The sequence below is a fragment of the Bradyrhizobium sp. USDA 3240 genome (assembly GCF_054063295.1).
Genome location: NZ_JBSSGD010000002.1, coordinates 479497 through 497116 on the forward strand (window position 1 = coordinate 479497; position 17620 = coordinate 497116).

The 17620-nt window shown below is 62.6% G+C and carries 16 protein-coding genes, 1 tRNA gene and 2 pseudogenes; 9 read left to right on the top strand and 10 right to left on the bottom strand.

The window, feature by feature from the left end; all coding sequences use genetic code 11:
• Positions 1–21 precede the first annotated feature (21 nt).
• Complete coding sequence (locus tag ACVIGA_RS02860; protein ID WP_456665216.1) at positions 22–1863, top strand: alkaline phosphatase family protein; 1842 nt, start codon at positions 22–24, stop codon at positions 1861–1863.
• Between the two features lie 80 nt (positions 1864–1943).
• On the opposite strand, the gene ACVIGA_RS02865 is transcribed toward ACVIGA_RS02860, so the two are convergent.
• Positions 1944–2525 (bottom strand): hypothetical protein, encoded by a 582-nt coding sequence (locus ACVIGA_RS02865; protein WP_456665217.1) that lies wholly within the window; start codon positions 2523–2525, stop codon positions 1944–1946.
• 389 nt (positions 2526–2914) lie between these two features.
• Between ACVIGA_RS02865 and ACVIGA_RS02870 the strand changes: the two genes are divergently transcribed.
• Positions 2915–3574 carry a peroxiredoxin gene (locus ACVIGA_RS02870; RefSeq protein ID WP_097675150.1) on the top strand — a complete coding sequence of 220 codons (660 nt, stop codon included), beginning with the start codon at positions 2915–2917 and terminating at the stop codon, positions 3572–3574.
• Between the two features lie 21 nt (positions 3575–3595).
• The gene (locus ACVIGA_RS02875) at positions 3596–5059 is read left to right on the top strand and encodes a cryptochrome/photolyase family protein (protein ID WP_456665218.1); all 1464 of its coding nucleotides are present in this window, start codon (positions 3596–3598) and stop codon (positions 5057–5059) included.
• A gap of 8 nt (positions 5060–5067) precedes the next feature.
• Here the strand turns inward: ACVIGA_RS02875 and ACVIGA_RS02880 are convergent, their stop codons facing one another.
• The 3 genes from ACVIGA_RS02880 to ACVIGA_RS02890 all read right to left on the bottom strand — a co-directional run bounded on the left by ACVIGA_RS02880 (position 5068) and on the right by ACVIGA_RS02890 (position 7887).
• Entirely contained in the window at positions 5068–5940 is an 873-nt protein-coding gene (locus tag ACVIGA_RS02880) for a DMT family transporter (protein WP_456665219.1), read from the bottom strand.
• A 243-nt stretch (positions 5941–6183) separates the two neighbouring features.
• Complete coding sequence (locus ACVIGA_RS02885; RefSeq protein ID WP_456665220.1) at positions 6184–6588, bottom strand: hypothetical protein; 405 nt, start codon at positions 6586–6588, stop codon at positions 6184–6186.
• Between the two features lie 114 nt (positions 6589–6702).
• On the bottom strand, positions 6703–7887 hold the full coding sequence (locus ACVIGA_RS02890; RefSeq protein ID WP_456665221.1) for an MFS transporter: 1185 nt from the start codon (positions 7885–7887) through the stop codon (positions 6703–6705).
• Between the two features lie 116 nt (positions 7888–8003).
• On the opposite strand from ACVIGA_RS02890, the gene ACVIGA_RS02895 reads away from it, so the two are divergent.
• Positions 8004–8813 (top strand): AraC family transcriptional regulator, encoded by an 810-nt coding sequence (locus ACVIGA_RS02895; protein WP_456665222.1) that lies wholly within the window; start codon positions 8004–8006, stop codon positions 8811–8813.
• A gap of 336 nt (positions 8814–9149) precedes the next feature.
• On the opposite strand, the gene ACVIGA_RS02900 is transcribed toward ACVIGA_RS02895, so the two are convergent.
• Both ACVIGA_RS02900 and ACVIGA_RS02905 read right to left on the bottom strand, forming a co-directional pair.
• Positions 9150–9272 (bottom strand): hypothetical protein, encoded by a 123-nt coding sequence (locus ACVIGA_RS02900; RefSeq protein ID WP_256459054.1) that lies wholly within the window; start codon positions 9270–9272, stop codon positions 9150–9152.
• A 232-nt stretch (positions 9273–9504) separates the two neighbouring features.
• The gene (locus ACVIGA_RS02905) at positions 9505–9951 is read right to left on the bottom strand and encodes a hypothetical protein (RefSeq protein WP_223967421.1); all 447 of its coding nucleotides are present in this window, start codon (positions 9949–9951) and stop codon (positions 9505–9507) included.
• Positions 9952–10175: 224 nt separating this feature from the next.
• On the opposite strand from ACVIGA_RS02905, the gene ACVIGA_RS02910 reads away from it, so the two are divergent.
• The 3 genes from ACVIGA_RS02910 to ACVIGA_RS02920 all read left to right on the top strand — a co-directional run bounded on the left by ACVIGA_RS02910 (position 10176) and on the right by ACVIGA_RS02920 (position 12075).
• Complete coding sequence (locus ACVIGA_RS02910) at positions 10176–10460, top strand: hypothetical protein (RefSeq protein WP_456665223.1); 285 nt, start codon at positions 10176–10178, stop codon at positions 10458–10460.
• Between the two features lie 85 nt (positions 10461–10545).
• Positions 10546–10622, top strand: a tRNA-Arg gene (locus tag ACVIGA_RS02915).
• A gap of 226 nt (positions 10623–10848) precedes the next feature.
• Positions 10849–12075, top strand: coding sequence for a tyrosine-type recombinase/integrase (locus tag ACVIGA_RS02920; protein WP_456665224.1), 1227 nt, complete (start codon positions 10849–10851; stop codon positions 12073–12075).
• Between the two features lie 17 nt (positions 12076–12092).
• On the opposite strand, the gene ACVIGA_RS02925 is transcribed toward ACVIGA_RS02920, so the two are convergent.
• Together ACVIGA_RS02925 and ACVIGA_RS02930 are read right to left on the bottom strand one after the other, a co-directional pair.
• Positions 12093–12323: a helix-turn-helix domain-containing protein gene (locus tag ACVIGA_RS02925; protein ID WP_456665225.1), complete on the bottom strand. Its 231-nt coding sequence runs from the start codon at positions 12321–12323 to the stop codon at positions 12093–12095.
• A gap of 384 nt (positions 12324–12707) precedes the next feature.
• Positions 12708–12956 (bottom strand): helix-turn-helix transcriptional regulator, encoded by a 249-nt coding sequence (locus ACVIGA_RS02930; protein WP_456665226.1) that lies wholly within the window; start codon positions 12954–12956, stop codon positions 12708–12710.
• Between the two features lie 134 nt (positions 12957–13090).
• Here ACVIGA_RS02930 and ACVIGA_RS02935 point away from each other — a divergent pair, with 134 nt between their 5' ends.
• Complete coding sequence (locus ACVIGA_RS02935) at positions 13091–13369, top strand: DNA -binding domain-containing protein (protein WP_456670725.1); 279 nt, start codon at positions 13091–13093, stop codon at positions 13367–13369.
• A 572-nt stretch (positions 13370–13941) separates the two neighbouring features.
• Entirely contained in the window at positions 13942–14094 is a 153-nt protein-coding gene (locus ACVIGA_RS02940) for a hypothetical protein (RefSeq protein WP_456665227.1), read from the top strand.
• Between the two features lie 103 nt (positions 14095–14197).
• Here the strand turns inward: ACVIGA_RS02940 and ACVIGA_RS02945 are convergent.
• Positions 14198–15324 (bottom strand): annotated as a pseudogene (locus tag ACVIGA_RS02945) (ribonucleotide-diphosphate reductase subunit beta).
• A 12-nt stretch (positions 15325–15336) separates the two neighbouring features.
• Positions 15337–17183, bottom strand: a pseudogene (locus ACVIGA_RS02950) (ribonucleoside-diphosphate reductase subunit alpha); the annotation flags it as partial.
• Between the last annotated feature and the right edge of the window lie 437 nt (positions 17184–17620).

Below are 17620 nucleotides of genomic sequence, written 5' to 3' on the forward strand. Positions count from 1 at the left end.
TTCATCAAGGGGAATAACAAAATGCGCCATGCCATTACTTTACTGTCCGCGAGTATGATCGCGCTCTCGGCCGGCGCCGCTTCCGCGCAAAATGCAAAACCCCGCAACCTGATCCTGTTCGTCCCCGACGGCATGCGCGGCGGCATCGTGACGCCGCAGACGGCGCCTGCGATGGCCGAGATCCGCGACAAGGGGGTCCATTTCAAGAATTCGCATTCGCTGTTCCCGACTTTCACGATGGCGAACAGCTCGGCGCTCTCGACCGGCCACTATCTCGGCGACACCGGCACCTTCTCCAACACGATCTTCACCGGCTATACCTCGGTGCCCGCCGGCGACACCGTGGTCCCCTTCATCGAGAACGACGCCGTGCTCGCCGATATCGACGATCACTTCAATGGCGACTACCTCAACGAGGAGACCCTGCTGAAGATGGCCCGCGGCGAGGGCTTCAGCACTGCCGCCATCGGCAAGCTCGGCCCGACCCTGCTGTTCGACCACACCGACCGCGGCAAGAACACTATCGTGGTCGACGATTCCACCGGCGGCAAGGCCGGCGTGCCGCTCTCCGACGAGATGAAGGACGCGCTGACCAAGGCCGGCCTGCCGCTCGCCACCCCGAGCCGCGGCGACAATGCCAAGGCCGGCGACGCCAAGACGCCAGGCACGACGGTCGCCAACGTCACCCAGCAGGCCTACATGGCCGATGTCGCGGCCAAGGTCGTGCTGCCGATGTTCAAGGCGCGCAACAAGCCGTTCGTACTGGTGTTCTGGTCGCGCGATCCCGACGGCAGCCAGCACAACACCGGCGACAGCCTCAACACCATCACGCCCGGCATCAACGGCCCGACCTCGATGGCCGGTATCAAGAATGCCGACAACAACCTCGCCCAGCTCCGCAAGGCGCTCGACGAGCTCGGGCTTTCCGCCAACACCAACATCATGGTCTCCTCCGACCACGGCTTCTCGACGATCTCGAAGGAAAGCAAGACCAGCCCCTCGGTCAAGGTCGCCTATGACGACACGCCGAAGGATTTCCTGCCGATGGGCTTTTTGGCGATCGATCTCGCCAAGGCGCTGAACCTGCCGCTGTTCGATCCCAACGACAAGAACGCCAAGGTCGCCGACAATGCCCATCCGAAGGCCGGCAACGGCGTGCTCGGCCAGGACCCGACCAAGCCCGACGTCGTGATCGCGACCAATGGCGGCTCCGACCTCATCTATCTGCCGAACCGCGACAAGAAGCTCGCCGACCGCGTCATCAAGGCGCTGCTCGAGCAGGACTATGTCAGCGGCCTGTTCGTCGACGACAAGCTCGGCACCTTCCCCGGCACGCTGCCGATGTCGAACCTCAATTTGAAGGGCAAGGCGGTGACGCCGAACCCGTCGATCGTCGTCAACTTCCGCTCCTGGTCGAGCGGCTGCGAGATCCCGACCAACTGCTCGGTGCAGATCGCCGACACCGTGCTGCGCCAGGGCCAGGGCATGCACGGCAGCTTCAGCCGCGGCGACACCTTCAACTTCACCGCGGCGATCGGCCCCGACTTCAAGGCCGGCTATGTCGATCCGCTGCCGGTCAGCAACGCCGATGTCGGCATGACCGCGGCGCAATTGCTCGGCCTGCGCGCGCCGAACAATGGCGGCCTGATCGGCCGGGTGATGTCGGAAGCACTGCCGAACGGCATCGTGCCGAAGATGGCCCAGGGCACCCTCATGTCGAAGAAGCCGTCGGCCAATGGCCTGCGCACCGTGCTGAAATTCCAGCGCGTGCTCTCGACCCGCTATTTCGACGTCGCCGGGTTCCCGGGGCGGACGCTCGGGCTCGAGGAGACAAGCGGCAAACAGAAAACGGCGAGGAAGTGATCCCCGCCGCTCTCGCTTGAAGTCGTGGTTCGGGATGATGCACAGGCATCATCCCGGATGATCACCATCATCCCGAACGATCACATCATCCCGACGTCGAACACGTTGGGCAGCTGGGCTGCGAGCGGCAGCGCAGTCGCGCCGACCAGCGTCGCCACCATCGCTGCGAGCGCGCGGCCGGTGCGGCGCTGACCGCGCATCCGGCCCGCGATCCATTCCAGGACCTTGGTGTCCATCTTGGTACACTGCGACGGCGCCCAGCGATCGATGTTCGTGTCCGGCGACAGCGCCACCGTGCGCGGCGGCACCGGCAGACCGGACTCGGACGCGGCATGATGGGCGATCGCCTTGGCGAGCAAGTCGTCGAACCGGCCGGCATCGCTGCGCTCGGCAGCCGCCTCGTTGATCGCGAACAGCGCCTCGATCTCCGCCCGGCTGACCGGCTGATGCTCGACCGCGGCCGCCGTCAGGATGCGCGCGCACCAGGCAGCGTCATCGGCATCGAGTGACCGGGAGAAATGGATACGGCCCTTGGTGGTCGGGCCTTCACCGGTGATCACGCCGTCGCGCACGATGGTCAGCGCATGGGCGGCGGTCTTGCGGCAGGATGGATGCAACGCACCGCTGAGAGCCTCAGCGGTCTTGGTACTTGGGGTAGACATTGTGGGAGCTTTCAATTCCTATCTGAGGCCAGCTTTTCCATGCGGGCGTAAACGAGTGGTTAATGATTCGGAACTTGGGTTCCGAGATTTTTAGATGGTTGCTATTTGGTCGATTTAAACGCTGTCACGGTTCAGTCCTATAGCAGCCGGGGCCGGCGTGATGACGGCGATAAACGGCTTTATCGGGGCATTTCCAAGCTTTTGTGCCGCAGCTGATATTTCGTCGCAGGACTACTGATCAAAACAAGTTGCTTGGAATTCCACCCTCAAGAAGAAATGTCTCACCTTTTTTCAGAAGCCGTTCACTTAAGCCTTGTTGCGTCCTATACTGGGAACCGACCACCTCAAATACAAATTTAGCTGCAACATCAAATAGATGAGGTAAAATCATGGCACTTCAGATTGGCGCCGTCGCCCCCGACTTCGAAGCTGAGACCACCGAAGGGAAGATCAAGTTCCACGACTGGATCGGCAGCAGCTGGGTGCTTTTGTTCTCCCACCCCAAGGACTTCACCCCGGTCTGCACGACCGAGCTCGGCACGCTCGCCCGCCTGAAGCCCGAATTCGACAAGCGCGGCGTCAAGCTGATGGGCCTATCGGTCGATCCGGTCGACCGTCACGCCAAATGGTCCGAGGACATCAAGGAAACCCAAGGTGCCGCGCCGAACTACCCGATGATCGGCGACACCGATTTCAACGTGTCGAAGCTCTACGACATGTTGCCGGCCTCGACCTCGGGCGATCCCCTCACCCGCACGCCGGCGGACAATCAGACGGTCCGCAACGTCTTCATCATCGGCCCCGACAAGAAGATCAAACTGGTGCTGGTCTACCCGATGACCACGGGCCGGAACTTCCAGGAGATCCTGCGCGTCATCGACTCGCTGCAACTCACCGCCACGCACCGCGTCGCCACCCCTGCCGATTGGAAGCAGGGCGAGGACGTGATCATCGCGGGCTCGGTCAGCAACGACGAGGCCAAGACGATCTATCCGCAGGGCTGGAAAGAACCGAAGCCCTACATCCGCATCGTGCCGCAGCCGAAGTAACTGTTAGTACGCAGCGTCCGGGTGGCCCGCGCACAGCCTGTTATCGTCTGGTTCCGCGACGATCTGCGGCTGTCGGATCACCCGGCCCTGCATGAAGCGGCCAGCCGCGGCGCGCCCGTGGTTGGTCTCTATATCCGCGACGACGAAAGTCGCGCTTTGATGCCGCCGGCGGTGCGCCCCCTCGGCGGGGCGACGCGATGGTGGCTGGCGCAGTCGCTGCGCGCGCTCCGCAAGAGCTGTGAGGCGATCGGCGGAACGCTGGTACTGCGCACCGGGCCCGCCGCCTCCGTGATCGCCGCGCTTGCGCGCGACATCAATGCGAGCGCCGTGTTCTGGAACGACATCGCGCAGGCGCCACATCGAGCAGTTGGCAGAGATGTCGAAGCTGCGCTCGCAACTGACGGCATCGACTCGCAAATTTTTGCCGGCGACCTGCTCGTCGACCCCAAGGTCATCCGCAACAAGGACAATCGGGCCTTGCGCGTGTTCACGCCATTCTGGCGGCGCGTACAGGGTCTCGGTGATCCGCCAAAGCCGCTGCCGGCGCCCAGGAAGCTCACATCCGTCGGCAGCGTCGCGAGCGAAGCCGTCGACGACTGGGATCTCGAGCCGACGCGGCCCGATTGGGCCGGCGGCCTGCGCGAAAGCTGGACCCCCGGCGAAGTCGCGGCGCAGGCCCGGCTGAAGACGTTCCTCGACGAGAGTGTCAGCGGCTACACCGGCGACCGCGACCGGCCGGACCGCGACGGCACTTCGCGCCTGTCGCCGCATCTGCGCTTCGGCGAGATCAGCCCGCGCCAGGTCTGGCATGCCGCCCGCTTCGCCGCCGCTGAGCACCCGCGCCTCGCCGGCGACATCGACAAATTCCTCAGCGAGCTCGGCTGGCGCGAGTTCTGCCGTCACCTGCTGTTCGATGTGCCTGATATGGCGGATCGGAATCTGCAGGAGCAGTTCGACGCCTTTCCGTGGAAGCGCAACACGCTTTTCTTGAAGGCCTGGCAGCGCGGCTTGACCGGCTATCCGATCGTCGACGCCGGGATGCGCGAGCTCTGGCACAGCGGAGTGATGCACAACAGGGTGCGGATGGTGGTCGCCTCGTTCCTGGTGAAGCACCTCCTGATCGACTGGCGCACCGGCGAAGAATGGTTCTGGGACACGCTGGTCGATGCCGATGCCGGCTCCAATCCGGCGAACTGGCAATGGGTCGCGGGCTCCGGCGCCGACGCCGCGCCCTATTTCCGCGTCTTCAATCCGATCCTGCAGGGTGAGAAATTCGATCCCGACGGCGCCTATGTCAGGCGCTGGGTGCCGGAGCTGGCGCGTTTGCCGAAAGACCTCATCCACCAGCCCTGGACCGCGACGCCGATCGAGCTGGCGAGCGCGGGCGTCGAGCTCGGTACGACCTATCCGCCCCCGATTGTCGATCACAAGAAGGGCCGTGAACGCGCGCTCGCGGCCTATGCAAAAATCCGCGGCAAGGAATAGAGCAAGGATTAAGAGCGGCGGTTGACCACCAGCACCGCCGCCGCGCAGGCCGCCATGCCGGCCATCGCGACGTAGTCCAGCCGCTCGCCGAACAGCACATAGGCCATCAGCGCGGTCACCGCCGGCACCAGATAGAACAGGCTCGCGACCGAGGTCGCGGCATGGTGACGGATCAGCCAATACAGCAGCCCGATCGAGCCGATCGACAGCGCGAACACCAGCCAGGCAATGGCCAGCACGAACTCGCTGGTCCAATGCACGACATTGGTCTCGAACAGCCAGGCGCCGATGCCGAAGAAGATCGTCACCGCGATGTACTGCACCAGATTGCCGGCGCGCCAGTCAATCTGGTTGCAGTAACGGCGCTGGTACAGCGTGCCAAGCGTGATGCTGATCAGCGAGACGCCGGAGGCAAGCCAGCCCCATCCCGCATCGCCCGTCATCGGCCGGTTGTGCAGGATCAGCGCGACCCCGGCGAGACCGAGCACGAGCCCGCCCCATTGCAACAGCGTGACGCGCTCGCCGAGCCAGCGGTTAGCGATGGTCGAGGTCAGGATCGGTTGCAAGCCCGGGATCAACGCCGACAGCCCTGCGGGAATCGAATGCGCGATCGCCATCGCGGTGCCGCCGAGATAGAAGCCATGCACCAGGATGCCGGCGACCGCACTGTGGAAAACACCTGTCCGGTCCGGCCATTTCGGCCGTGCGACCGCGGCGATCACAGCCATCACCACCACCACGAACGCCATTCGGATCGCCAGGTAGGTCAGCGGCTCCGCGTTGTTGATGACGTATTTGGTGCCGATGAATCCTGTGCTCCACAGCACGACAAACATCGCCGGCGCCAGACGAGCGGCAGTTTCCTCGAAGCTCTTGTTCATTGCAGGCCGTCATTGCCTGAAGATGAGGCAACCGGCAATCGCGAATTTTTGGGGTGGCGGGCGAGCCCACCGCTGCAAGCAGGTGGTGCCTCACCCACAGTGTCGTCCCTGCGAAAGCAGGGACCCATACGCGGTGGCGGATGTTGTCGTGCCCGATCCAACGCTATTCGGCATCGCCTTCGTACCGATCACCCTCGATACCTTCCGCTACTGGAAGGCAAGGTCGCTCCGCACGCCACATCGTCACCTGAGGTGATACTTCCTGCCGTTGGTGTTCGGGTCGGTATTGTCACTCGTCGAGAACATCAAGGCCGGTCCGAAATAGCCCCAGCGATCCCGGTAAAGTCCAAATCGGCCGGCGCCCTTGTCGATGATCTCTTGCTGGGTGCTGTTCGGCGGACCGAGAAGCCTGTCATCTTCATACAGTCGGGCAGTCTCGATCTTGCCATCCACGTATTTGACGGGGACGAGAAACGCGTGCCCCTGATAGAAGTGAAATGTGCCGCGCAGCAGAAGTCTGTCGATCGGGCTCGCCGGAACCAGATAAAGCAACGCACTCGACGCCAGGGCAAAAACCGTCGATCCGATCACGATGCGCGTATTGGCGGATATCCTCAACGGCACTTTCCCCGGGCTCTTGCTCGCCACGCGTCTCCATAGCGCGCGGCTTCATCGCGTACAACCGACGGGCATCCGCCATCCCCTGTACGCCGCCGGTGCGGAAGCCGATCTGACAGGCCGGATGTCCGCACAGAACAAGCATCAGATCGTTGACGCGCGTCCGGCGAAGTTGCCAAGCACCGCCATCAGCACGGTCGCGACGGCACAGCACACGAGCGCGACCTCCCAGCCTCCGGTCGCATCGTGGGCAAGTCCGGCAAGCGGCGGGCCCGCAGCCGCGAGCGTATAGCCGAGGCATTGCGCCATGCCCGACAGCGCAGCCGCCTGCTGGCTGTGCGCAGTCCTCAGGCTGACGAATGTCAGACCGAGGATGAAGGCAGCTCCTGCTCCGAAGCCGAACAGCGCGACCCACACCATCGCAAGCGAAGGAAGCTGCCACAAGCCGAGCAGCGCGACGCAGGTCGCGAGCGACACGACGATCGCGATGCCGCGCTGATCCTTCATGCGCCGGACCATCGGACCAAGGATCAAGCCGGGAACCGCCGTCGCCAATTGCGCCACACCGTGCAGCGTGCCCGCCGCCGCCGCTGAATAGCCCGCCTGCACGAGGATGGCGGGCAGCCATCCGACGATGATGTAGAACACCAGCGAGGTCAGGCCGAGAAAGCCGGTGACCTGCCAGGCGAGCGGCGAGTCCCAGATGCGCCCGCGACGCGACGGCGAGCCAGGCTCGATCGCTGGAGCCGAGTGCATCCCCAGTTGCGGGACCCAGGCCACCAGCGCCACCAACGGAAAGATCAGTGTGCTCGCAAGCGAGAGGTGCCAGCTCGATCCGGGCAATAGAGCAAGCGGGATCGCCACGACGGATGCCAGCGCCTGGGCCAATGCGGACGTGATCGCGTAGGCGCCCGTCAGGCTGGCGATGCGGGTCGGGAAGTCCCGCTTGAGCAGGCTCGGCAGCAGGACATTTGCAACAGCGATCCCGGCACCAATGGTGGCAGTGCCGGCGAACAATGCCCAGACCGGACCGGACGAGCGCAGCGCGATCCCGGCCGCGATGACCAGCAACGCGCCGAACAGCGACCGCTCCATGCCGCATCTGCGCCCGAGGATTGCAGCAAGCGGTGAGATCGCGGCGAACGCAAGCAAGGGCAGCGTCGTCAGGACCCCCGCCTCCGCCGCGCTGACCCCGCTGCTATCGCGGATCATGCCAAGCATCGGCGCCACGCCGGTGATGGGCGCACGGAGCGCCGACGCGATCAGCAGGACTCCCGCGACCAGGAGCCCCTGCCCGGCCAAATTCCGCATCGGCGCAATCATCGTCATCGCATGCTCCCGGCTGTCTGCAAGCGGGGAAACTATCGCCTTGGCTGCCGGAAGAATTTACATATCTGTTCTATTGATCGCTAAATTCAGTCACACTGTCGGTTTTCAGCTCCGCGATGGGTTTTGAGCTTCGCTATCCTTGGCCGGACCTCGACCCGGATGACGTCGCGGCCCCAGCCCTCGCCGTGCGCCTCGACGTCACCGAGAACAGGGTCGAGGCGGCCTTGCACGCGCACCGCAAGGGACAGCTGGTGTTTGCGCTCGGCGGCGGCGTGATGTGCCGCGTTCCGAATGGACTGTGGATGGTGCCGCCGCATTGCGGCGTCTGGCTCCCCGGCGGCACGCCCCACACCAATATCGCAACCGCCAATGCGCGGATCTTCTTCGTCTTCATCGAGCCCGGTGCCGCCGACCTGCCCGACCGCTGCTGCACGCTGTCGATCTCGCCGCTGCTCCGCGAGCTCATCGTCGCGCTGTCGGATCGCATGCAGCATGACGTCGGCGATGCGACGCTGGTCGCGCAATTGCTGCTGAGCGAATTGCCGCGCATGCCCGTCCAGCAGCTGCATCTGCCGATCTCAGGCGAACCGCGCCTGCGACGGATCGCGGCGGATCTCGCCGACGATCCCTCCGATCGCAGCACGATGGCCGAATGGGCCGGCCGTGTGGCCATGAGCGAAAGCAGCCTCGCGCGTCTCGTCCTGAGCGAAACCGGCCTGACGTTCGGCCGCTGGCGCCAGCAACTGCATTTGATCGTCGCGTTGCGCGAGTTGTCGGCCGGTGTGAGCGTTCAGCAGGTCTCAACCTCGCTCGGTTATGAATCCGTCACGGCGTTCATCACCATGTTCAAGAAGGCGCTCGGCAAGCCGCCGGCGAAATATCTCAGCGACATCGTGCAAGGCGGCGGTTCGGCCTTCGCGGCCTGAAGGGCTCAGGCTCGGGTCCCGGCCGGCGAGGAAGGCCGCCGATCGGCGCCTACGGATCGCAAACGCGTGATTGGCACAACCGGCCGTTGCCTTCATTTGGGCATCTATGAGGAACAGGGTTCCCCGGCGGAGAGCAAAGGCGGCCGTCGCAGGGGGTGCCTGCATTGACGTATCGATCCCACAGCAGCTGGCAGGACGTGGATCTGCGCAATCTCGTCCGGGTCATATCGGCCTGCACCCTCGGGCTCTGGGCATTTGCGGCCGGCCTCCTGATCGGGACCTTTCTGCTCTGATACGGACTTGACCTTACTTGACTTGGCGGACCCGCCGTCCGGCCTACCCGCCGCTCAGGTGATGTGCGGCGACGAACAAGACGAGCGCGCTCAGCACCAACGCTGATGCGGCGCCCGCAACGCCGCGGGCGAGCTCGGCCTTCGAAAGATTGGACCTGGTTGCCATCACAACCTCCTGTGCGGGCGAGCTGGGCCGGTCCGCTCCGGCGATGAGGCTCGCTCTCGCTGCTCGGACCACCATCGCATCATCAGGATGAACGCATCATGAGCAAAACGAATGGCCCGTGCTGCCGGTTCCAAATTCTGACTGCAGGGTTTCGCATCGCGGGCACTGGCCGCACGCGGCAAGCACGCAAAGCCGCGCTCGAAGGAGGTCCGGAGCGCGCGAGTGTCCGCGCCTACCACTCTTCCGGACAGGGATCGACGATCTTCCAGAGATCGACGCCGTTCTTGATCTTTTTCATCTCGGTGGTGAGCCCGCCATTGCGGCGGATCCAGTCCTTCACCGTATCGGGATAATAGGACATCAGGTCCGAGGTGCCCTCGAGGCTGGTGACCTTGATGCCGAAGGTGAATGCCTTGTCGTAATAGGCTTGGTGGAAGCCGATGCTGGCCTTCGGCGTCACGCAGATCTTGTTCAGCGGCACGATGCCAAACACCAGCGTGCAGGCCGAATTGCAGATGCCGTCGATCACGACGCGCTCGCGGCGCTCGCGGATCTGCTTGTACTTGGCCTTGTACTCCTCGACATAGCCGCCATGGTCGCGCGTGATGTGCAGAACGGCCCGCGCTGGCGTGACCGCCAGAACCGAGAGCAGCAAAGCGACAAGGGGCGTGATGCGCATGGAATGTTCGAAACCGAGGGAAAGACGGGCCCGGGCGGACCTGACCGCAAGAGTCTGGCCGGACTGTGTTGGCAATCCGTTAAGCATCCGCAAAAAGGCAAAATTTGGCGCCCTGTGACCGATTTCCCGCAGCTTTTTGGCCGGATTCCGGGTTAAATGAAGCGCTAGAGGACCTTGGACCGGCTGTGCAAGCCGATTCCAGCGTGAACGCCAGGAGGCCGTCAATGACCAAGACCAAGCTTTTCGCCGCCCTCGCCGTGACCGTTTCCCTGGCCATCCCGGCCATCACGCCGGCCGCCGCGGCCGACCTCTCGGCCACCACACGCCACCACCGGCATCACCACCACGCGCATTGGGGCCTGCCCTACTACATCAGCTATCTGCACAATTACGGCCCGGGCCCGGCCGCCGGCAGCTTCGCGTATTACGACGGCCCGTCGACCAACAAGTGCTACCAGGGCTCGGCCGCCTATATCGGCCAGGACCACCGCCGGCATCCCTGCTTCTGAGCTCAAACGAAGGCCGGCGGGACGCGCGGACGCCGCGGCATCGCTGCTGGCCCCGGCAGCCCAAGTCTGATAATCGACCCGCAACGCGCTCGTAGCTCAGCTGGATAGAGCATCGGATTTCGATTCCGAGGGTCGGGAGTTCGAATCTCTCCGAGCGCGCCAAGCCCACTTTTGCCGCCCTTCGCCCTTCATCGCCCGCGGCCTCCATCGACAACCCAAGCCACTGTTTTACATCTAGTATTTACGTCGCTGATCATCGCCGGCCTTCGTTTTCCATTGCCCGCGATCGCGCGTCGGAGCGCCCCTTTTGCTGCCCCTCGATTTGAGTTAGAATCTCTTTTCGCCGAGAAATGCCTCGTCGCGCTAGGGACAGGAGTTTGAATCTCCGATGCAGACTCCAACTGAAAAACCAGAGATCACCGCAAAGAACTACCTCTCCGTTGGTCCTGGAGAGTACCCGTGCGGCAACAACCTCTATCTGATCGTTACCTCTAGCGGGGGCCGGCGTTGGGCGTTCCGGTACCAGCGCAATGGCATCGTCAAAAAGATGGGATTCGGCTCAGCCAAAGCTGCAGGCCTCAAGCCCTCAGAAGCCAAGGACAAAGCGATTGACGCCCTGCGGCTTCTCGCTAAGGGCACCGATCCGCGAGATCAGCGCGAAGAAGACAGGCGCCGCGAGCAAGGATCTCGGCTGTTTGGCGAATTCGCCGAGGAGTGGCGACAGATCTATGAGACCGGCCTCAAGCACAAGGCCGCGCGCAATAAGCTGAAGCGCATCGTACAGGTTACCTGCCAACCACTGCACAAGCTGCAGCTCGACCAGATCGAGACGGAGCACGTCACTGCCGTTCTGCGGAGAGTCTGGCATCAGCGCGAGATTTCACGCGACGCACGGCAGCGGATCAAGAAGATATTGGACGCGGCGATAGCGTTGGATCTCAGGCCGAAACACAATCCCGCCGATTGGGACAGCCGGCTAAAGCCGATTATGCCGAAGCAGCGGAAGCGTGGCGCGGTACGCGGCAGTCATAAGGCCATGCCCTACCATGATTTGCCGGCATTCATGCAGAAGCTCAACGCTGATCCTGATCAAAGCGCGCGGGCGCTCGAGGTCACAATCCTCACACTGGCACGCACCAACGAAGTGCAAAGCATGCGCTGGCCTCAACTCGACCTCCCAGGCGGGCTGTGGGACATGAACACGCTCGATACCAAAAACGAACGGCCCAAACGGACGCCACTGCCTCGACAAACCCTGGCCTATCTACGCGAGGCCTATGAGAGCCGCGTCAGTGACGAGTTCGTATTTCCGGGTCGCAGCCTCAGGCAGTCGATCTCAAATATGACTATGCTCAAACATCTCAAACAGATCACCGGAGACGAGAGACTGACTGTGCACGGTTTCCGGACCACATTTCGGACTTGGGCACAGGAGGAGACCAACTTCGAAGAAGAGATCGTCGAGCATTGCCTACATCACATCACCGGCGATGATGCCGAAAAGGCATATAAGCGTGGCGAGGCGCTGAAGAAACGCCGTCTCGTAATGCAGGCATTTGCCGACTTCGCGACGCGAGCGCAGAAAAGCAACGTCAAATCGATCGGGGTCACCTAAGCGCGCCTAACCGCGCGTCAGGCGTCGGAGCCCTTTTGGCCACAAGGTAGGTTGTCCAAGAACGAAGTCAGGTCCGCCCGCGTAATAATGGTTCGCGTGCCGAATTTGCGCACTCGCAAGCGCCCTTCCCTGATCGCCTTATAGACCGACGTCTGGCCGAGCGAGGAAAGCGCTGCAGCTTCCGCGACCGTAAGAGCGAGCCTTTCTGCAGGGAGGCGGTCGGACCCATTGCGCTTTGTTATCGTCATCGACCTTTCTTTGACATCAACACTCGCTCGCCGAGCGTTAGCCGCGGCGATCGCGCGAGATTTCCTTTGTGAGTTAGCTCTTTACGAGATGCACAACAATTCTAGAGGTAAGGAGCCCGCTCGACAAAGCCCCAACACCAACGGCGAAGCTTCGGATGTGGCAGCGTAGAATTCGGACGGGCGCGTGGACGAGGTGTAATTTCTGCTTTAGCCGACAGGTCGAGTTTGGCTGAAATAAAAAGGCCACTCATGCGTACAATCACGTGTCTTGCAGTCGTGCAGTTGCCACCAACTGCTTATGGCGGATCTTGCTCGGCACTGGGGCTGCCAGGACCGATAGCCATCGCCGAGGTTCGCAAACTCCTAAAGGCACCCGTTAGCGCATCACGCTTTCGGACTTTTGAGCCTTACTCCCTCCCCCTTCTGGTCCGCGTCCAGGAACTCGATGCCAGCTTTGACCAGAGCTTTTTGAATCGCGAGCAGGGTACTGGCGCGTGAATCGACGACGCCCTTCTCCAGCCTAGCGACGGCATTCAGCGATACGATCGCTTTGTCAGCCAGCTGCTGTTGAGACCAGTCCAATAACGCCCTTGCAGCCCGAATTTGTCGAGGGGTGATCATCTTCACCACCATCGACACGCCCAGAAAATATGCCACTATAAGGGTGTAAATACACCTTATTAGGTGCTTTATAACCCGAATGAAGGCCACCCAACTTCGGGCTGAGAGCGGTGCCCGATCCCTATCCGCCGTTGAGAGATTTTCTTATGATAGCTCCCCCGCTTGATCCGGCTGTCGCGGACATCGCTCCGGCCAGCACGACACTTACGACCTATGATGAACAACATCTACGCACCTATCTGCGCTTGCTCGACGCAGATGCGGATGGCGCCGATTGGCGCCAGATCACTCAAGTCGTACTCCGCATTGACCCCGATCAGGAGCCAGACCGCGCGCGCAAGGCGTTCGAAAGTCATTTGGCTCGCGCCAAATGGATGTCGGAGTTCGGGTACCGGCGGTTGCTCCGCGGCGGGACTTCCAATTAGGCATCGGACGACCTAAACGCGTGGACGCGCCAATACCGCCCTCCTTCGTCGCCAGAGGTGCTCAGCGCCCTCTAAGCCTTACCTGCCTGGGCGGCCGTCGCCGGGCCGGCGATATCCGGTCAAGGCCGATAGCCGCGAAGCGGGGGCGCGAAGCGCCAGCCTTGAGGGGATGGCGCCGGTCCGGCTCACTCGCATCCGGCAGGCAACACCATCGCGATATCGCAAACCACTCCGCTTTGCTGTCGCAATGTCCACTCGATCGCGCTGCCATCACCCTGCACAGGCTCGTTTCTCTTTGCCGAACTCCAAGACACATCCCGCTCGCCGGTCGAGGCCTCGTGACGAGGACGCGGCTATGGATCTGGCTCGATGGTGCGCTCGGAGGGCGTTCGCAGTTGCTGCGATTTCATCGGGTTACGGAGCTGGAAGGCGAACCGAGGTGCATTTCCGGCCGATCAGTGCACTTCGGCGACCAGGCTCTCTGGGATCCAAGAAAAACATGCACCGCGCCCGTCATTAACCCTAAATTAACCATGCACGCACCAACGTGCTGACTAGGTAAGGAGTCTCATATGGCGATGTTTAGAATCCAACTCGCCGATGGCGAAAAAAGCCTCAAGACCGACCTCAAGGCGACGAGTGAGGACTCGGCCCGCAGCGTTGCAGAGAAATGGTTCGACGGAGCACGCTGGCGGATCGTCGCGATTCGCCGCTTGGCCGACTAGGCCGCCTCACCGCGAGCCGCAATCTGAAATGCCAGGTTGCGGCCCGAAACTTGAACAATCCACGCGAAGGCCCATGTCGACTTGTTGGCGACACGCGGATGGCCTAATCCCAAGCGAGTGCACCGCCATTCTGATACTCGATCACGCGGGTCTCGAAGAAATTCTTCTCCTTCTTTAGGTCCATCGCTTCCGACATCCACGGGAAGGGATTATCCGTCTCTGCGAACACCGGCGTAAGCCCGATCTGGGCGCAGCGGCGGTTAGCGATGAAGTGCATGTATTGCTCGCACAACGCTGCGTTCAGCCCGAGGAAACCGCGCGGCATGGTATCGCGGCCGTAGGCGGCCTCGAGCTCGGCGGCCTCACGGATCACGCCACGGACCTCGTCCTGGAACGCGGAGGTCCATAGCTGCGGGTTCGCGATCTTGATCTGGTTGATGACGTCGATGCCGAAGTTCAGGTGGATCGATTCATCGCGCAGGATGTACTGATACTGGTCGGCGATCCCGACCATCTTGTTGCGGCGGCCGAGCGAGAGGATCTGCGCGAAGCCGGTATAGAACCACATGCCCTCGAAGATCACGTAGAACGCGACGAGGTCGCGCAGGAATGCCTGGTCGGCAGCCAGCGTGCCGGTCTTGAAGTCAGGATCGTCGAGGTGCTGGGTGTGCTTGATCGCCCACGCCGCCTTGTCGGTGATCGACGGCACCTCGCGATACATGTGGAACAGCTCGCCCTCGTCGAGGCCGAGGCTTTCGACGATGTACTGGAAAGTGTGGGTGTGCACCGCCTCTTCGAAGGCCTGGCGCAGCAAATATTGCCGGCACTCCGGATTGGTCAAGTGACGGTAGATCGTCAGCACAATGTTGTTGGCGACAAGGCTCTCGGAGGCTGCGAAGAAGCCGAGATTGCGCTTGACGGCGCGACGCTCGTCCTCGGTGAGGCCGTCGCGCGACTTCCACAGCGCGATATCGGCCTGCATCGAGACCTCGGTCGGCGTCCAGTGATTGTTGCAGCCGGCGAGGTATTTTCCCACGCCCATTTGTATTTCAGCGGCAACAGCTGGTTGACGTCGGCGCGGCAGTTGATCATCCGCTTCTCGTCGACCGAGACACCGCCGCCGTGGCGGTCTATGGTGCCGAGGCCGGCGGCCTCGCTTGCGGCTGCGAGCGGCGCCGCGACCGGCGGTAGTTTACGGGCAGTAGCTGCGGTTTCTGACCAGTCGAGCATGTTCTTGATCCTTTACTGGCAGGCTTCGCAATCGGGATTGTCGATCGAGCAGGCGATCGCGCCCGACAAGTCTGGTGCGGGCGACGCCAGCGCCAGCGACGACACCGCATTGAGTTTGCCGTCGGTGCCCTTCAGCGTCGACTTCTCGAAATGGGTCGCGCTGCGCGAGCGCAAATAATAAGTGGTCTTCAGGCCGAGCGACCACGCCAGGCGATAGAGCGCATCGAGCTTCTTGCCGGAGGGATTGGCGATGTAGAGGTTGAGCGACTGCGCCTGGTCGATCCATTTCTGCCGCCGTGCCGCCGCCTCGATCAGCCAGCTACTGTCGATCTCGAAGGCGGTCGCATACAGCGCCTTGAGATCGTCGGGGATGCGGTCGATCGAGCCGACGCTGCCGTCGAAATATTTCAGGTCGTTGACCATCACTTCATCCCACAGCCCGCGCGCCTTGAGATCGCACACCAGACAGTCGTTCACCACCGTGAAGTTGCCGGACATGTTGGATTTGACGTAGAGATTCTGGTAGACGGGCTCGATCGACTGCGCGACGCCGCAGATGTTGGAGATCGTCGCGGTCGGTGCGATCGCCATCACGTTGGAGTTGCGCATGCCGACCGCCGTGACGCGGGCGCGCAGCGTCGCCCAGTCACGCGTCGCGGAGCGATCCATCGCGACGCCGCCACGAGAATCGGCGACGAAGTCGATCGAGTCGATCGGCAGGATGCCCTGGCTCCACAACGAGCCCTCGAACGACGGATAGCGACCACGCTCGGCGGCGAGATCGACTGAGGCGGAGATCGCATGGAAGGAAATCGCTTCCATGCTGGTATCGGCGAAAGTCGCCGCATCGTCGGACGCGACCGCAACTCGCAGCGCATGCAGCGCGTCCTGGAAGCCCATCAAGTCGAGGCCGACCGGGCGATGGCGGAGGTTGGAGCGGCGCGCTTCCGGGATGGTGTAGAAATTGATGTCGATGACGTTGTCGAGCATCCGCATCGCCGTCGTCACGGTTGCCTTCAGCCTCGTGTCGTCGAGCTTGCCACCCTGGATGTGGTTGGCGAGGTTGATCGAGCCGAGATTGCAAACTGCGGTCTCGCCATCCGACGTGTTCAGCGTGATCTCGGTGCACAGGTTCGAGGAGTGGATCACGCCGGCATGGCGCTGCGGCGAACGCAGATTGCAGGGGTCCTTGAAGGTGATCCAGGGATGGCCGGTCTCGAACAGCATGGTCAGCATCTTGCGCCAGAGATCGACGGCGCGGATCTGCTTGAACACCCGCATCTCGCCGCGCTCGGCCTTTGCCTCGTAATGCGCGTAGCGGTCGGCGAACGGCTTGCCGTTGAGATCGTGCAAATCGGGTGTCTCGTCCGGCGAGAACAGCGTCCACTCGCCGTCGGCCTCGACGCGCTGCATGAACAGATCGGGCACCCAGTTCGCGGTGTTCATGTCGTGGGTGCGGCGGCGGTCGTCGCCGGTGTTCTTGCGCAGATCGAGGAACTCCTCGATGTCGACGTGCCAAGTCTCGAGATAGGCGCAGACCGCGCCTTTGCGCTTGCCGCTGTCGGCGTTGAGGCCATGAAGTCGAACGACGACAGGAGATTGTAAAACTCGATCGCGCGCCCCTCGCGGTCGATCTCGCGCAGCGCCAGGCCCATCGCAACCCGCATGAAGAACGCCTGCGGCAGCTCGATGCTGTTACCCCGAATGTGCAGGAAATAGCGGTCATACAGCGTCTGCAGGGCCAGGAACTGGAATGACAGATCGCGCTCGGGCTTCATCGCGGCCGCAAGCCGCGCGCCACCGGCGATCTCTTCGCGTTCGTCGATGTCCCGGGCCGGGACCTGTGGTGGCAGGGTCTCGAGAAGATGCGCGTCAGCTTCCGCGTTCGCAATGTCAACAACACCCTCTACGCGGGGTGGTCCGATCCGGGTTACCCCGACCAAGTCTATCTCGGCGCCCCGCGAACGTTCGAACTGTCCGCCTCGGCGAGGTGGTGAGGCAGCATCGACCGTGGCCTGTGCGATGGCACGCAAAGCGGATCCAGCGCGCGGCCGCGTGCTGTTCCCAAGCGCGGTCCTTCCGCAGTCCAATAGTGCCGAAAGAATCGTTGATCTAATTGATGAAACTTCTTTGCAAGGCACGCTCTCGACCAAACGGCACGCCAGAACCCAAGCCATGCCAATGGCTTGCGGTTCGACCGGCGAGCCTCTTTTATCTCGCCGTCTTAATCGGGCGTCTCGTCTCTCTGATCTCAGCCATTCTCGCTTCCTTTCTTTTCTGCGACAAGCCTGTTTGA

Bases quoted from the DNA above. Each gene is read 5' to 3' on its own strand.
- ACVIGA_RS02940 (WP_456665227.1), top strand. From the start codon at position 13,942: ATGGCGATGTTTAGAATCCAACTCGCCGATGGCGAAAAAAGCCTCAAG.
- ACVIGA_RS02925 (WP_456665225.1), bottom strand. From the start codon at position 12,323: ATGACGATAACAAAGCGCAATGGGTCCGACCGCCTCCCTGCAGAAAGG.
- ACVIGA_RS02895 (WP_456665222.1), top strand. From the start codon at position 8,004: ATGGGTTTTGAGCTTCGCTATCCTTGGCCGGACCTCGACCCGGATGAC.
- ACVIGA_RS02870 (WP_097675150.1), top strand. From the start codon at position 2,915: ATGGCACTTCAGATTGGCGCCGTCGCCCCCGACTTCGAAGCTGAGACC.
- ACVIGA_RS02880 (WP_456665219.1), bottom strand. From the start codon at position 5,940: ATGAACAAGAGCTTCGAGGAAACTGCCGCTCGTCTGGCGCCGGCGATG.
- ACVIGA_RS02930 (WP_456665226.1), bottom strand. From the start codon at position 12,956: ATGGTGGTGAAGATGATCACCCCTCGACAAATTCGGGCTGCAAGGGCG.
- ACVIGA_RS02890 (WP_456665221.1), bottom strand. From the start codon at position 7,887: ATGACGATGATTGCGCCGATGCGGAATTTGGCCGGGCAGGGGCTCCTG.
- ACVIGA_RS02905 (WP_223967421.1), bottom strand. From the start codon at position 9,951: ATGCGCATCACGCCCCTTGTCGCTTTGCTGCTCTCGGTTCTGGCGGTC.
- ACVIGA_RS02900 (WP_256459054.1), bottom strand. From the start codon at position 9,272: ATGGCAACCAGGTCCAATCTTTCGAAGGCCGAGCTCGCCCGCGGCGTT.
- ACVIGA_RS02920 (WP_456665224.1), top strand. From the start codon at position 10,849: ATGCAGACTCCAACTGAAAAACCAGAGATCACCGCAAAGAACTACCTC.
- ACVIGA_RS02910 (WP_456665223.1), top strand. From the start codon at position 10,176: ATGACCAAGACCAAGCTTTTCGCCGCCCTCGCCGTGACCGTTTCCCTG.
- ACVIGA_RS02860 (WP_456665216.1), top strand. From the start codon at position 22: ATGCGCCATGCCATTACTTTACTGTCCGCGAGTATGATCGCGCTCTCG.
- ACVIGA_RS02935 (WP_456670725.1), top strand. From the start codon at position 13,091: ATGATAGCTCCCCCGCTTGATCCGGCTGTCGCGGACATCGCTCCGGCC.
- ACVIGA_RS02865 (WP_456665217.1), bottom strand. From the start codon at position 2,525: ATGTCTACCCCAAGTACCAAGACCGCTGAGGCTCTCAGCGGTGCGTTG.